This window comes from Brachybacterium phenoliresistens (assembly GCF_000576425.1).
Classification (GTDB): Bacteria; Actinomycetota; Actinomycetes; order Actinomycetales; family Dermabacteraceae; genus Brachybacterium; species Brachybacterium phenoliresistens.
The window spans coordinates 19,521-33,875 of record NZ_KK069998.1; the positions used below are offsets into that span (position 1 = coordinate 19,521).

12 protein-coding genes are annotated in these 14,355 nt (G+C 72.3%); 5 read left to right on the top strand and 7 right to left on the bottom strand.

Features of this window, described 5'->3' with window-relative positions:
• Positions 1–105 precede the first annotated feature (105 nt).
• The 3 genes from BF93_RS12780 (at position 106) to BF93_RS12790 (ending at position 3,234) form a co-directional block, all read left to right on the top strand.
• A complete protein-coding gene (locus BF93_RS12780; protein WP_038373162.1) occupies positions 106–744 on the top strand; it encodes a TetR/AcrR family transcriptional regulator in 639 nt (212 codons plus the stop codon).
• A 50-nt stretch (positions 745–794) separates the two neighbouring features.
• The gene (locus tag BF93_RS12785) at positions 795–1,304 is read left to right on the top strand and encodes a MarR family winged helix-turn-helix transcriptional regulator (RefSeq protein WP_038373163.1); all 510 of its coding nucleotides are present in this window, start codon (positions 795–797) and stop codon (positions 1,302–1,304) included.
• Positions 1,305–1,398: 94 nt separating this feature from the next.
• Positions 1,399–3,234 carry an ABC-F family ATP-binding cassette domain-containing protein gene (locus BF93_RS12790; protein ID WP_038373164.1) on the top strand — a complete coding sequence of 612 codons (1,836 nt, stop codon included), beginning with the start codon at positions 1,399–1,401 and terminating at the stop codon, positions 3,232–3,234.
• A gap of 13 nt (positions 3,235–3,247) precedes the next feature.
• Here the strand turns inward: BF93_RS12790 and BF93_RS12795 are convergent, their stop codons facing one another.
• From BF93_RS12795 to BF93_RS12805, 3 genes are all read right to left on the bottom strand, one after another.
• Complete coding sequence (locus BF93_RS12795) at positions 3,248–3,685, bottom strand: glutaredoxin domain-containing protein (protein WP_232226405.1); 438 nt, start codon at positions 3,683–3,685, stop codon at positions 3,248–3,250.
• A 68-nt stretch (positions 3,686–3,753) separates the two neighbouring features.
• A complete protein-coding gene (locus BF93_RS12800; RefSeq protein ID WP_038373166.1) occupies positions 3,754–4,422 on the bottom strand; it encodes a TetR/AcrR family transcriptional regulator in 669 nt (222 codons plus the stop codon).
• Between the two features lie 87 nt (positions 4,423–4,509).
• Positions 4,510–5,850, bottom strand: a complete 1,341-nt coding sequence (locus tag BF93_RS12805; protein ID WP_051486928.1) for an MFS transporter — start codon at positions 5,848–5,850, stop codon at positions 4,510–4,512.
• 285 nt (positions 5,851–6,135) lie between these two features.
• Between BF93_RS12805 and BF93_RS12810 the strand changes: the two genes are divergently transcribed.
• Together BF93_RS12810 and BF93_RS12815 are read left to right on the top strand one after the other, a co-directional pair.
• Complete coding sequence (locus BF93_RS12810) at positions 6,136–7,443, top strand: sulfatase-like hydrolase/transferase (protein ID WP_038373167.1); 1,308 nt, start codon at positions 6,136–6,138, stop codon at positions 7,441–7,443.
• A gap of 149 nt (positions 7,444–7,592) precedes the next feature.
• Positions 7,593–8,141 (top strand): AMIN-like domain-containing (lipo)protein, encoded by a 549-nt coding sequence (locus BF93_RS12815; protein ID WP_038373168.1) that lies wholly within the window; start codon positions 7,593–7,595, stop codon positions 8,139–8,141.
• A gap of 93 nt (positions 8,142–8,234) precedes the next feature.
• On the opposite strand, the gene BF93_RS12820 is transcribed toward BF93_RS12815, so the two are convergent.
• From BF93_RS12820 to BF93_RS12835, 4 genes are all read right to left on the bottom strand, one after another.
• Positions 8,235–9,200 (bottom strand): aldo/keto reductase, encoded by a 966-nt coding sequence (locus BF93_RS12820; protein ID WP_038373169.1) that lies wholly within the window; start codon positions 9,198–9,200, stop codon positions 8,235–8,237.
• 138 nt (positions 9,201–9,338) lie between these two features.
• Entirely contained in the window at positions 9,339–11,717 is a 2,379-nt protein-coding gene (locus BF93_RS19080; protein WP_051486929.1) for a glycoside hydrolase, read from the bottom strand.
• 106 nt (positions 11,718–11,823) lie between these two features.
• Positions 11,824–13,290 (bottom strand): amidophosphoribosyltransferase, encoded by a 1,467-nt coding sequence (gene purF, locus BF93_RS12830; protein WP_038373171.1) that lies wholly within the window; start codon positions 13,288–13,290, stop codon positions 11,824–11,826.
• A gap of 171 nt (positions 13,291–13,461) precedes the next feature.
• Positions 13,462–14,313 (bottom strand): PRD domain-containing protein, encoded by an 852-nt coding sequence (locus tag BF93_RS12835; RefSeq protein WP_038373172.1) that lies wholly within the window; start codon positions 14,311–14,313, stop codon positions 13,462–13,464.
• Between the last annotated feature and the right edge of the window lie 42 nt (positions 14,314–14,355).

Consider the following 14,355-nt stretch of genomic DNA (forward strand, 5'->3'; position numbering starts at 1 on the left):
GCCCGTTCCGGCGCGGCCCCGGCCCGCCCGGGCCGGGCGTGGCGCATCGGACGTCCAGGTCGCGAGGACTCGTGACGCCCGAGCGCCCTGTGGGAGACTTCGAGGATGGCCGCCACGTCCTCCCCGCGCCCCCGCGCCGCCCGCATGACCGGACGGGAGCGCCGCGAGCAGCTCGTGCAGATCGGCCGGAGCGTGTTCGCCCAGAAGGGCTTCGACGCCACCAGCGTGGAGGAGATCGCCGCCCGCGCCAAGGTCTCCAAGCCGATCGTCTACGAGCACTTCGGGGGCAAGGAGGGCCTGTACGCGGTGATCGTCGACCGCGAGACGAGCGCCCTGCTGGGCGCCCTGGAGACCGCGCTCGACGAGGGCCGGTCCCACCCCCGCGTGCTCATGGAGCGGGCGGCGCTGGCGTTCCTCACCTATATCGACGAGTCGGAGGACGGCTTCCGCATCCTGGTGCGGGACTCCCCCGTGGCCCAGTCCGGCGGGACCTTCTCGAGCCTGCTGGGGGACGTCGCCGCGAAGGTCGAGTCGATCCTGGCCGCCCAGCTGCGCCTGCGGAAGTACTCGCCGCGCGACGCCGAGCTGTACGCCCAGATGCTGGTGGGCATGGTCGCCTACACCGGGCAGTGGTGGCTGGAGACCCGCAAGCCGTCCAAGGAGGAGGTCGCCGCGCGCATGGTGAACCTCTCCTGGTTCGGCCTGGGGGCGCTGGAGAAGGATCCGGGGATCCGCGGGGTGTGAGGTGACCGGGCGGGCCTGGGCAGGGACCGGGGATTCCGTAGACTCGACCCATGCCCACGAACCCCCCGGCCGACGAGGTCGACCGCATCGTCGACGAGTGGGCCCGCGCACGCCCGGACCTCGACACCGCGCCGCTGGCGGTGTTCTCGCGGATCTCCCGGCTGGCCCGGCACCTGGAATCGGCGCGCCGCGCCGCGTTCACGGCATCGGGCCTGGAGGGCTGGGAGTTCGACGTGCTCTCCGCCCTCCGCCGCGACGGCGAGCAGTCCGCGAGCCCCAGCGCGCTCATGCACCAGACGCTCGTCACCTCCGGCACCATGACCACGCGCATCGACAAGCTCGTCACCCGGGGCCTGGTGCGCCGCTCCCCCGACCCGCAGGATCGTCGCAGCGTGCTCATCACCCTCGAGCCGGCGGGCGTCGATCTCGTCGACGCGGCGATGGAGCGCCTGCTGGACGCCGAGCGCACGCTCCTGTCCTCCCTCCCCGCGGCGGACCGCACCGACCTCGCGATGCGTCTGCGCGACCTGCTCCTGCCCTTCGAGCCGTCCGCCGGCTGAGCCGCGACGCGGTCACGCCGCACCGGACGCAGCCCCTCGCCGCCCGTCCCGATCTTCCGCCCCGTCCCCTCACGACCAGGAGTCCCACCCCACCATGGCCCATCTGCTCGGCGCCGAGAACCTCCATGTCGCCCTCCCCGACCGCGTGCTGCTGGATGCCGTCACCCTCGGCATCGAGGAGGGCGATCGGATCGGCGTGGTGGGCCGCAACGGCGACGGCAAGTCCACCCTGCTGCGGCTGCTCGCCCGCCAGCAGGAGGCCGACGGCGGGCGCGTGACCGTGCGCGGCGGCGTCCGCGTGGGCGTGCTGGACCAGCAGGACGACGCCACCGCCGGCGTCACGGTGCGCACGCGCGTGCTCGGCGACGCCGCGGAGCACGAGTGGGCCTCGGACCCTCGGATCCGCGACGTCATGTCCGGTCTGCTGGGGGACATCGATCTCGAGTCCGATCTCGCCGACCTCTCCGGCGGGCAGGTCCGGCGCGTGCACCTGGCCGAGCTGCTGGTGGGCGATGACGACGTCCTCCTGCTGGACGAGCCCACCAACCACCTCGACGTCGAGGGCATCGCCTGGCTCGCCGAGCATCTCAAGCGCCGCTGGTCCGCGCGCGCGGGCGGCCTCGTGGTCATCACGCACGACCGCTGGTTCCTGGACGAGGTCTGCACCCGCATGTGGGAGGTCCACGACGCCGTGGTCGACCCCTTCGAGGGCGGGTACGCCGCGTACGTGCTGCAGCGCGTGGAGCGGGACCGCCAGGCGGCCGCGATCGAGTCCAAGCGCCAGAACCTCATGCGCAAGGAGCTCGCGTGGCTGCGCCGCGGCGCCCCGGCCCGCACCTCCAAGCCCAAGTTCCGCATCGACGCCGCGAACGAGCTCATCGCCGGGGAGCCGCCGGTGCGCGACACCGTCTCGCTCACCCAGCTGGCGACCTCGCGGCTGGGCCGGGACGTGATCGACATCGAGGACGTCACCGCCGGCTACGGCGCGGGCCCTTCGGCGACGGTGGTGCTGGAGGACGTCACCCTGCACATCGGCCCGGCGGACCGCATCGGCGTGCTCGGCCCCAACGGCGCCGGGAAGTCCACGCTGCTGGCGCTGGTCACCGGCGACCTCGCCCCGCTGTCCGGGCGGGTGCGCCGCGGGAAGACGGTCACGGTCCAGCAGGTCTCCCAGCGCCTGGAGGGGCTCGCCGAGCATCTCGAGGAGCGGGTCTCGGACGTGGTGGGCCGGTACCGCACCACCTTCCAGGCCGGGAAGGACGAGGTCTCCCCCGGCCAGCTGCTGGAGCGCCTCGGCTTCACCGCCGCGCACCAGAAGGTCGCGATCAAGGAGCTCTCCGGCGGGCAGAAGCGGCGCCTGGACCTGCTGCTGACGCTGCTGGACGAGCCCAACGTGCTGGTGCTGGACGAGCCGACCAACGACATGGACACGGACATGCTCGCGGCCATGGAGGACCTGCTGGACACCTGGCCCGGCCCGCTGGTGGTCGTCTCCCACGACCGCTACCTGCTCGAGCGCGTCACCGAGATGCAGTACGCGGTGCTCGACGGCCGGGTGCGCCATGTGCCCGGCGGGGTGGACCAGTACCTCGCCCTGCGCGCAGAGGGCCAGGCCGCAGGCGCCTCCCGCGGATCGTCCCCGGGGACGTCGGCCGGCGCCGGGTCCGCGGCCCCGGCGGGGACGGCCGATTCCGCAGGCGCAGGGCTCGCCGGACGGGACCTGCGCGAGGCGCAGAAGGAGATCTCCGCCCTCGAACGGCGTATCGAGAAGCTCGGGAAGCAGACCGACGCGCTCCACGCGACGATGGCGGAGCACGACCCGGGCGACTATGCGGGCCTGCAGGCCCTGAGCGAGCAGCTCTCGGCGGTGCAGGACGAGATCGATCAGGCCGAGGAGCGGTGGCTGGAGCTGTCCGAGCAGGTCGGCTGATCCCGGGGCCGTCTCAGCGCAGGTGCTCGCGGACCCGGCGCGGGTCGGGGTTGGTGACGGGCTGCCCGTCCAGGACGACCGTCGGCACGGTCTCGTCGCCGCCGTTGACGCTGCGCACGTACTCGGCGGCCTCCTCGTCCTGCCAGATGTTCACCCAGGTGGCCTGCTTCCCCGCGTCCCCGAGGGCGGCGCGCAGGCGCGAGCAGAACGCGCATCCGGGGCGCCAGTAGATCACCACGCGCCTGTCCTGCGCGGGAAGCTCCGCCAGGGCGGCGTGACGCGGGCTGCGGCCCCCGCGCCAGGGCGCCATCCACCAGGCCAGGCCCAGCAGCGCCCCCGCGGCGAGGACGGCGGCGACGAACCGACCCTCGGCCGCGAAGAGGCCGCCCATCACCAGGCCCAGGACGGCGAAGCCGATCCATCCGCTGCGTTCGAAGCTGATCCGGGCCATGTGCGACCTCCGTGTCGATGATGCCCTGCCCCGGTCGGGAACCGCGCCGCGCGGCAGGGTCGGTCCTGTCAGACGAGCTCGGTCCCCCAGGTCCGCTTCATCGCCGCGACGCTCTCGGCCAGCACCGCCGCCATGTCCACGGATTCGTCCAGCAGCCACTGGACCTGCAGGCCGTCCATCAGCGAGACCATCGAGCGGGCGATCGCCTCGACCGGCGCGTCCTCGCGGACCGTCCCCCGCTGCTGGTCGGCGCGCAGCTGGTCCCGGAGGGTGTCCAGCACGTCGGCGTAGTGGCGCACCATCCAGGCGTGCGCGGGATGCTCCGGCGCGACGGCCTCCCCGATCATCGTCATGTACAGGGCCACGAGCCGGCGGCGGCCCATGTTCCGCCGCGCCACGTGCACCATGTGGTCGAAGGCGGACCAGGGCTCGTGGGATCGTTCGCGCACGAAGGTGTCCTCCGCGTCGCGATGATCGAGGACCGCACCCAGCAGCGCGTTCTTCGAGGGGAAGTGGTGGGCGAGGCCGGAGGGCGAGATGCCTGCGGCGGCGGCGACCTGGGCCATGGAGGTCGCGGCGTAGCCCTGCTGGGCGATCAGCTCGATCGCCGCGCGCAGCGCCGCCTCCCGCACGACGGCGGAGTCCTGGCCGCGCGGGCGACCGCGGCGGCGCCGCGGCCGCGTATCCGGGCCGCCTGGGGCGGTCCCGGCCTCTGGGGGCGTCGTGGCGGTGCTCATGGGTCCGGGCTCCTTCGGCGACGTCGGTCGGGACGAGGACGGGGCCGGGGCGCACCTGCGCGCCCCGGCCCCGGTGTGGGAGCGAGGTTACTTCACGCCGCGGATGAGCATGGTGATCACGGCGCCGATGACGGCGGAGACGAGGGCCGCCACCAGGAGCGCCGTGAAGTCGGTGCCTCCGCCGATCCTGGCGAGGAGGAATCCGCCGAGGCCGCCGGCCAGCGACTGCGGCAGGGCGTTGGCCATGTTGAACACGCCCAGGTCCTTGCCCGCGTTCTCGCGGTCCGGAAGCACGTCCAGCACCAGCGCCAGGTCGACCGCGACGTACGCGCCGTAGGCCAGGCCCATGACCGCCTCGCAGAGGTAGAAGGCGGTGACGGTGTCGGCGTGCAGGAGCATGTAGGTGCCGATGCCGAAGACCAGGATGGCGCCGGCGACGATCACCTTGCGCTTGCCGATCCTGTCGGAGAGCCAGCCCGCGAAGAAGCTCGCAAACATGGAGACGATCGTGTAGATCGTGACGCCGGTGGCCACGGCCTTGGTCGCCTCGGCGGTGGGCAGTCCGAGATGGTCGGTCATGTACTGCACGCGGAACACGACGAACAGGTACGAGGCCAGGATGATGAGGAACCGTCCCCACCAGGCGAGGCCGAAGTCCGGGAAGCGGATCGGGTTCGTCCAGAAGGTCGAGATGAGCTCGCGCAGGTTGAACGGGTGCCTGTTCTCCTTGAGGACGGGCTCGGGGAGCATCAGGGCGTAGACCGCCATGAGGACCGCGCCGAGCACCGCGGGGACCATGAACAGCAGGAGCATGTTGCTCTCGAGGAAGGCCGCGAGCCAGGTCGCCACCATGATGCCGACGTTCTGCGCGATGCCGATGATCCCCGAGGTCTTGCCGTACTGCTCGGAGGGGAGCTGGTCGGAGACCGAGGCGAGGAAGGCGGCGAACGCCATGTTCGCGCAGGCCTGCGCGAGGAACCAGCCGATGCCCATCGTGAGCGGACCGGTGGCGGTGGCGATGAGCAGGAGCGCCAGGGACATGGCGACGATGCCGCCGATGATCCACGGACGGCGGCGCCCGAACCGCGAGGTGGTGCGGTCCGAGATGCGCCCGCCCAGCGCGTTGAAGATCACCGCGGCGATGGCGCCGGGCGACAGCGCGAGCGCGGTGATCGCCGCCTGCTCCGCCGGGCTCGACGCCAGGGTCTGCGCCTTGAGCGCGATCGAGACCGTGGCCGGCCCGAGCAGGGCGACGAACAGGCCGAACTGGGCCAGGAAGACGCCGCCGATGAACCAGGCGGGGCGCTTGGCATCGGGCGTGATGCCCAGATGCGGGATCGGCAGCCTGGGCCCGATGAGGTTCGGGCTGCCCTGGAGGTCGATCGTCGGATCCGGCGGGAAGCCGGTCTCGGGCCTGGTGGACGTCACGGGGTGGACTCCTTCGTCGTATGCCGCATCCGCGGCGCTGCGGGAACCGCCGAGGCGGACTGGGACGATTATTAGTGGACAACAACTAATACGTCCAGCGCCCTCGAACCCCGACCGCGACAGATACCGACCGATGGTCGGTTTGACCTGCGCCCCTGCGCGCGACACGTGAGGAGCATCACCGCAGCGCCGGTGCCGGCGGATAGCGTGGGGGGAGACCACGCACGGATGCGCGCCGTCGACGGGAGCGAGACCCCGCCGCGCTCCGGCCGGAGGAGACCCCGCATGACCCCGCGACCGAACATCGTCCTGATCTACGCCGACGACCTGGGCTGGGGCGATCTGGGATGCTTCGGGGCGGAGGACGTCCCCACCCCGCACCTCGACGCCCTCTGCCGGCGCGGCGTGAAGCTGACGCAGTGGTACGCGAACTCGCCGGTCTGCTCCCCCTCGCGCGCCTCCCTCCTGACCGGCCGCTACCCCGAGCACGCCGGGGTCGAGGCGATCCTGGGCGGCAGCCGCACCACCCCCGGCCTGCCGCCGCAGCCGACCCTCGCCTCCCGGCTGCGGGACCGCGGGTATCGCACCGGCATCTTCGGCAAGTGGCACCTGGGGGCCGATCCCGCCTTCGCCCCGGGCCGGTACGGGTTCGACGAGGTCTTCGGCTTCCGCGCCGGATGCGTGGACTACTACTCGCACATCTTCTACTGGGGCAGCCGCGCGCCGATCCATGATCTCTGGGACGGCGAGGACGAGGTGTGGCTGAACGGCGAGTACCTCACCACGGTGATCGGACGGCGCGCCGCGGACTTCATCACCCGCAGCGCCGCGCCGCGCGCGGAGGGCGCCGCCCCCTTCTTCTGCTACGTGCCCTTCAACGCGCCGCACTACCCGATGCATGCGCCGGCCGAGCACATGGCCCGGGTGGCCCACCTCCCGCCGGGGCGCCGCGAGACGGCCGCGATGATCGCCGCCCTGGACGATGCGATCGGCGAGATCCTCCGCGCGCTCGAGGAGGCCGGGGCGGACCAGGACACGATCGTCGTCTTCTCCTCCGACAACGGCCCCTCCCGGGAGAGCCGCAACTGGCTGGGCGGCGAGGAGATCTCGTACCACGGCGGCTCCTCCGGCGGCCTGCGGGGCGCGAAGGGATCGGTGTTCGAGGGCGGCATCCGCGTCCCGGGCATCATCACCTGGCCCGCACGCCTCCCCGCGGGCGCCGAGCTCACCGATCCCGGCATGATGATGGACCTGCTGCCCACCCTGCTGCACGCGAGCGACGGCTGCGCGCCGGACCTGCCCGACGTGGACGGCGTCTCGGTGCTCGCCGCGCTCAGAGATCCGACCGCACCCCGGCCGGAGCGCACGTTGCACTGGACCTATGAGGGCCAGTGGGCGCTGCGGCGCGGGCGCCACAAGCTGGTGGTCGACGCCCGCGAGGGCATGGACCCGCCCGCGACGACGCCGCGGGCCCTGTTCGACCTCGCGGCGGATCCCGCGGAGTCCCACGACCTCGGCGACCTCCCCGGGATCTCGGATGCGCTCGAGCACGAGCTCGCCGCGCTGCGGGAGCGGCACGCCGCTCCCGCCTGAGCCCCGCCCCGAGGCCCCATCAGGGCGTCGCCTACCGGCGCACCCCTCCCGATTCCGCCGCGACAAGAACTCTGGACGAGCGCCCGGAAAACGCTCATACTGCGCCCATGACCTGCCATGGCGGCAGGACATGGAGGGGGTAGTCCGTCATGAAGCGCATCATCTCTCTGCTGGCCTCGCTGTTCCTGCTGGGCGCCCTGGGCCTCGTCGCCCCGGTCGCCGCACAGGCCGCACCGTACTGCGGCATCACCTGGGGATCCCTCGCCAAGACGCGCAGCGGATTCGCCTATGACACCCATCTGACGAACCTCCGGGCCGGACAGCACACCTGCTACGACCGGCTCGTGATCGACCTCGACGGGGACGTGACCGGGTACTCGATCCGCTACGTCACCGCGGTCCATGCTCCCGGCTCCGGCACGGCCGTACCGCTGGCCGGCGCCGCGGATCTGCAGATCATCGTCCATGCTCCCGCCTACGACGACGGCGGGAGGGCCACCTACTCCCCGGCGAACCCCACGAAGGCGGTCTCCGTGGACGGCTACCGCACCTTCCGCCAGGTCGCCCTGGCCGGGAGCTTCGAGGGCGAGACCACCGTGGGCCTGGGCGTGCGCGCCCGCCTGCCCATGCGGGCCTTCGTCCTGGACGGCCCCGGCGGGGGCAGCCGGATCGTCGTCGACGTCGCGCACCAGGGGTGAGCCGACCACCCCAGGCGCACAGCATCGACGGGGCCGGGGAGCCGATGGCTCCCCGGCCCCGTCCTCATCGACCGGAGCGGCCGATGCGCAGGCTCACCAGGCGTAGGCCTCCGGGGCCGTGCCGCCGGCGGAGGGGAAGATCTCGTCGATCGCGGCGAGATCGTCCTCGGTGAAGGAGATGTCGAAGGCGGCGATCGCCGTCTCCAGCTGCTCCATGGTGCGCGGGCCGATGATCGGGCCGAGCACCCCGGGGCGGTGGAGCAGCCAGGCCAGCGCCGCCTCGCCCGGGGCGATCGACCGCTCGTCGCAGAAGTCCTGCCAGCGCTGGATCTGCGCCTGCCCCTCCGGATCCGCGGCATGCCGGGAGTTCTCGCGGCGCACGCCGGAGCCCTGGGTCCCCGCCAGGCGCCCGCCGGCGAGCGGCGACCAGGCGATCACGCCCAGGCCGTAGTGCTCGGAGGCCGGGGTCACCTCGCGCTCGATGTCGCGGGTGACGAGGTTGTACAGGGACTGCTCGGAGACCAGGCCCAGGCCGCCCCGGGCACGGGCCGTCTCCGAGGCCTGGGCGATGTGCCATCCGGCGAAGTTCGAGGAGCCGAAGTAGGTGACCTTGCCCTGGGCGACCAGGGTGTCGAAGGCCTGCCACACCTCGTCCCACGGGGTGTCCCGGTCGATGTGGTGCATCTGGTAGAGGTCGATGTGGTCGGTCTGCAGGCGCCGCAGCGAGGCGTCCACGGCGCGGCGGATGCTGTAGGCGGACAGGCCCTTGCCGGTCGGGCTGGCTCCCTCGGACATGTCGCCGTAGACCTTGGTGGCCAGCACGACCTCGTCGCGGCGGCCGGAGGCGGCGAGCCATCGGCCGATGATCTCCTCGGTCCAGCCGCGCCGCCCCTCCCCGCCGTAGACGTTGGCGGTGTCGAAGAAGTTCACGCCCTCCTCGACGGCGCGGTCCATGATCCGGTGGGCGTCCTTCTCCTCGGTGTGCGGACCGAAGTTCATGGTCCCCAGCACCAGGCGGGAGACCGTCGCGCCGCTGCGACCGAGATGTGCGTACTCCATGGTGGTTCCACTTCTCTCGAGGTTCCGATGTGGGCCGCCGATGGGCCATCGGCGGCGCACATCGGACGGTACGCGCTTACCGGAGCTTTGGCCAGGCATTATCGCGATGCATGCCCGGCCGCCCGGTCGCTTTCGTCGTCACCCCCAGGGCGCGGTGTACGTGGTGACCGAGCGGGGGGCGAGCTGCACGGTGCCGCGGGCGATCCCGTCGCCGCCGCGGACCAGGCGCACGGACTCCCCGCGCGCCAGCGCCTCGCCCTCGGCCGTGCGGTGGGGCGTGAGCTTCAGCGTCGGCGCCCTGTGCGGCACGGCCAGCTCCGCGGCGGCGACCTGATCGGACTCGTTGATCACCACCAGCACGAGGGTGCCCTCGTCCTCGTCGACGTAGGCGGAGGCGAAGACCTCGGTGCGCGTCGCCGGGGTGTAGGCGAGGGCCTCGGCCTGCGTCATGCCCTCGGGCACCAGCAGGTCGAGGATGTTGGGGTCCTCGTGCCCGTCGCTGCCGCCGCCGAAGTTCCAGTCGGAGGCCTCGGCGACCACCTCTCGCACGCGCAGCGAGTCCGCGGCCATGTTCCCGTCCGAGCCCATCACGAGCACCTGGAAGGACCAGTCCGGCTGGATCTCGCCGAGGAACGCCTTGGGCACCCGCAGGGTGAGGGTCGCGCCGTCCACGCTCTGCGCGTCCTCGAGGGGGACGAACAGGGCCTCGCGCATCGCCGCCGGGACCTTCTCGGCCACGTTCTGCCGGGCGACGTCCGTGCGTCCCGTGGCCCAGATGGCCCTGTCCCAGGCGAAGCCCTCGGCGACCCGGGCGCGCCGGCCCGGCAGCAGCTCGGTGAAGCCGCCCGCGGCGCCGGTGTCCACGTAGATGTCGAAGATCTGCAGGTCGTAGCCGACCGGCGAGCCGTTCCACGGATCCACCAGATCGGCGCCCAGCTCGAGGGTGAACAGCACGTCCTGCCCGGCGTCGATCGCCTCGACGGCGAGCAGGTCGAAGCTGCCGGGGGTGAACACGGCGTTGCGCGGATAGGTGACCGCGCCGTGGCCGTGGTCGTCCCCCGCCGGGTCCTCGAGACGGAAGATCCGCTGTCCCGGCGCGGCGCCCGCGGTGATCTGCGGGGTGACGAACGGGATCGCGGCCATCTCGCCGTCGGACTGCTGCGTGGCCTCGACCTCCGCGGTGATGCGCTCGGCGCCCGGGCGCACGAAGCGGCTGTAGTTGCCCATCGCCCAGAGCCTCTGGGTCTCCAGGATCGATTCCTCGTCGCCGGGCTCGACGTAGTCGGTGTAGATCAGCCCGTCATGGTAGTCGTAGCGGCTCACGGCGATCCAGAGCTGCCAGGCCACGGCCCCGGCGATGGTGAGGTCGGAATGGATGGTGCGGGCGAGGACCAGCGCCGAGTCCATGCCGGCATCGCGCCCGCCGACCATCTCGCACCATTCGGTCATGGTGAGGTGGTGGTCGGGATGCTGGCGCATCCTCTCGGCGGCCTGGGCCCGCTGCTCGTCGGTGGACCAGTAGGAATGGGTGGCGAACTCCCCGAGGCCCGCAGCGATCTCCTCGTCCCCCAGCAGCACGGCGGCATAGTCCTGATCGGAGTAGAGGGCCTTGTACTCCCCCGATTCGGGCGCCGAGACGAGCGTGTCCAGGTCGCTCGAGCCGAAGCCGTCCAGGACGACGCGCAGGAGCTCGCGGACCTCCTCGGGCTCGTAGTGGCAGCCCTCCTGGCCGGGCGCGTCCCAGCCCCACTGGGGCTCGTTGATCGGGCTCACGAACCGGAAGTCGATGCCCTCCTCGTCGCGGAAGCGGCGCACCACGTCCAGCAGGTACTGCGTGAACTCCGCGTAGTTCTCCGCGGGCAGGTTCGAGGTGCCCGGGTCGCCGTAGGTGTGGCCGTTCGCGGTCAGGCGCCGCGGCGGGCTGTTGACGAAGGCGACGAAGTCCTCGACGCCGTGCTCCTTCGCGGCCTGCAGGAACCAGCGGGCGGCCGCGTCGCGGTCCCAGTCGTACTCTCCCGGACCGGTCTCGAAGGTCTCCGCCGTGCGCCACGGGTCGCCGATGGTCTCGTCGATCCCGCCGCCGATGTTGTACCGGTACTGCGACAGCCCGATGCCCTGGCTGCGCGAGAACAGCAGCCGTGCGACGCGGTTGCGCGAGGGCGAGGACCAGGTGCCCAGATTCTGGGCCCACCAGGCCCCGGAGGCGCCGAACCCCTCGATCCGCTGGTGCCGCTCGGCGGGATCCAGGCGCAGCCGGTAGGCGGGCTCGGCATCGGCCGCCCCTGCGGCGTCGATCGGGCGCGGCCCTGCGGCCCGGACCCCGGCGGAGGCCGCCGAGGCGCCCGTCGCGACGGCCCCGGTCGCGAGCCCGGCGGCGGCGCTCGCGGCGATGAGCATCCGGCGGCTGAGGGCGCGGGCGGGGTGCGCCAGCGCGGGCGAGAAGGCTCCGCCCTCGGCTGCGGCGGGCGAGGCGGCGGGGCGCGGGTCCGTGGGGCGATCCAGGGGATGTGCGGGCATCTTCGACCTCTTCTCCGGTGCCGGGTCGTCGATGACACGGCTTTTGATGACCCTTAGCGTAAGGGCGGACATCGAGGGTGTCCAGAGCCGGAGAGGGCCGGGCGGCTCAGGAGGTCTGGGCGCCCTCGACCCAGGCCAGGTACTCCCCGCTCACGGTGCCGGTGACGTAGCGGCCGTCGAAGCAGCTGGTGTCCAGATCGGAGACCGCGGAGCCCTCGGTGATGGCGGCGACCAGGTCGTCGATCTCCTGGTAGACCAGGCGATCGCAGCCCAGGACCTCGGCGACCTCCGGGATGGTGCGGCCGTGGGCGACGAGCTCGTGCCGGCTGGGCATGTTGATGCCGTACACATGGGGATGGCGGATCGGCGGGGCGGCGGAGGCGAAGACCACCGAGGCCGCCCCGGCATCGCGCGCCATCTGGATGATCTGCTGGCTGGTGGTCCCGCGCACGATCGAGTCGTCGATGAGCAGCACGTGCTTGCCCCGGAACTCCGAGGACATGGCGTTGAGCTTCTGGCGCACGCTGCGCCGGCGCACCGCCTGCCCCGGCATGATGAAGGTGCGCCCCACGTAGTGGTTCTTGTAGAAGCCCTCGCGGTACTCGACGCCGAGCACGCGGGCCACCTGCATGGCCGCCGGACGGGACGAGTCGGGGATCGGCATGACGACGTCGATCTCCTCGACCGGGACGTGCTTCGCGATGGTCGCGGCCAGGCGCTCCCCCATCCGCAGGCGCGACTCGTACACGCTGATCCCGTTCATCACGGAGTCCGGGCGCGCGAGGTACACGTACTCGAAGGCGCAGGGCGACAGCGACGGCGCCGCCGCGCACTGCTGGGTGAACAGCTCGCCGTCGTGGGAGATGAACACGGCCTCGCCGGGCTCGACGTCCCGGACGACCTCGTAGTCGCCGTTCTCGAGCACCAGCGACTCGCTCGCGACGACCCATTCCTCGTGCGCCCCCTCCCCCTGCCCGGGGCGTCGCCCCAGGATCAGCGGCCGGATGCCGTGCGGGTCGCGGAAGGCGAGCAGGCCGTACCCGGCGATCACCGCGATCACCGCGTAGGCGCCCTCGATGCGTTCGTGCGTGCGCGAGACGGCCTCGAAGATCCGGTCCGGCTCGAGATCCACCGGCGAGGTGGTCGCCTGCAGCTCCCCCGCCAGCACGTTCAGCAGCAGCTCGGTGTCGCTCGAGGAGTTCAGGTGGCGGCGGTCCCGGCGGGCCATCTCCGCGGTGAGCTCCCGCGTGTTGGTGAGGTTGCCGTTGTGGATCAGGACGATCCCGTAGGGGGAGTTCACGTAGAACGGCTGCGCCTCCTCCTCGCGGGAGGCGACGCCCTTGGTCGCATAGCGCACGTGGCCCAGGCCCACCTCGCCCAGCAGCGCCCGCATGTCCCGCGTGCGGAAGGCGTCCCGCACCATCCCGGAGGACTTCGCCACGTGCATGACGCCGCTGGGCTCGGCCGTGGCGATGCCGGTGGCGTCCTGCCCGCGGTGCTGCAGCAGGAGCAGCGCGTTGTAGATGTCCTGGTTGACCGGCCCGTTGCCGACCATTCCGACGATTCCGCACATGGGGTGGTGTCTCGCTCCATCCGGGTCCGTGCCCGTCCGGGGTGCGACAGGCCACCGGGCAACGCTACAGGTGCGGAGCCGATCCGGGCGCGTGATCTCGCTCCCGCCCGGGCGGGCCGGGCCTCGGCGCTCGGCGGCGGTGCCCGGGCTGCGGCGGTCAGGCGGCGGCGGTCAGGCGGCGGTGCCGTCCTTCTCCATCGTCATCCGGGCCACGTGCAGCGCGAGATAGGAGACCTCGTCGGGGCTGAGCGCGTGCCCCAGCCGCAGCTCGACGATGGTGGCGAGCTGCTGTGCGGTGCGGGTGGCCTCGGGGAAGTTCTCCCGGATGCCGGCGCCGATGGTGGACTCCTGCCCCGACAGCTGCCGATGCTGCTGGATGCGCACGAACAGGTAGCGCACGTGCGTGATGAACCGCGCCGCGCTCATGGTGTCCTCGGAGACCTCCACCCCGAAGCGCTCCCCCACCACCGCGAGCATCTGCTGGATGATCCCGGTCATCGTGTACGTGAAGGAGAGGTCGCCGGAGGCGAATCCGGCGTTGACCAGGTGCAGGGCCAGCGCCGTGGCCTCGGCATCGCCCAGCTGCGGATCCACGTGCTCGTTGATCGCCTGCAGCAGGCGCCGCGCCTGGGCGTACTCGCTCGCGTACAGGGTCTGCACCTCGGCGCGCAGCGGGTACTCCAGGACGATGCCGCGACGGGCCCGGTCCAGGGCGCTGGCGACGTGGTCGGCCACGGCGATCGCGAGGGTGGGGCGCCGCGACTCGCGCCCCTCGATGCCCACCTCGCCGAGGGCGATCACCACCGCGCGCAGCACCTCCTCGTCGATGAGGGAGAACGCCTCGGCGAGATGGTCGGGGTCGCGGCCGTCGGCCGGCACGAACACCCGCACGATCAGCGCGGGGTCGATGGCCCGCCCCTGCTTGGAGCTGAAGCCGATGCCCCGGCCGGTGAGGATGACCTCCTGGCCGTCGTCGTCCCGGGCGAGGACGACGTTGTTGTTCAGCACGCGCAGCGCCTTCATCCTCGCTCCCCTCCCTCGCCGTGCGGGCCGGTGCCCGTGCCC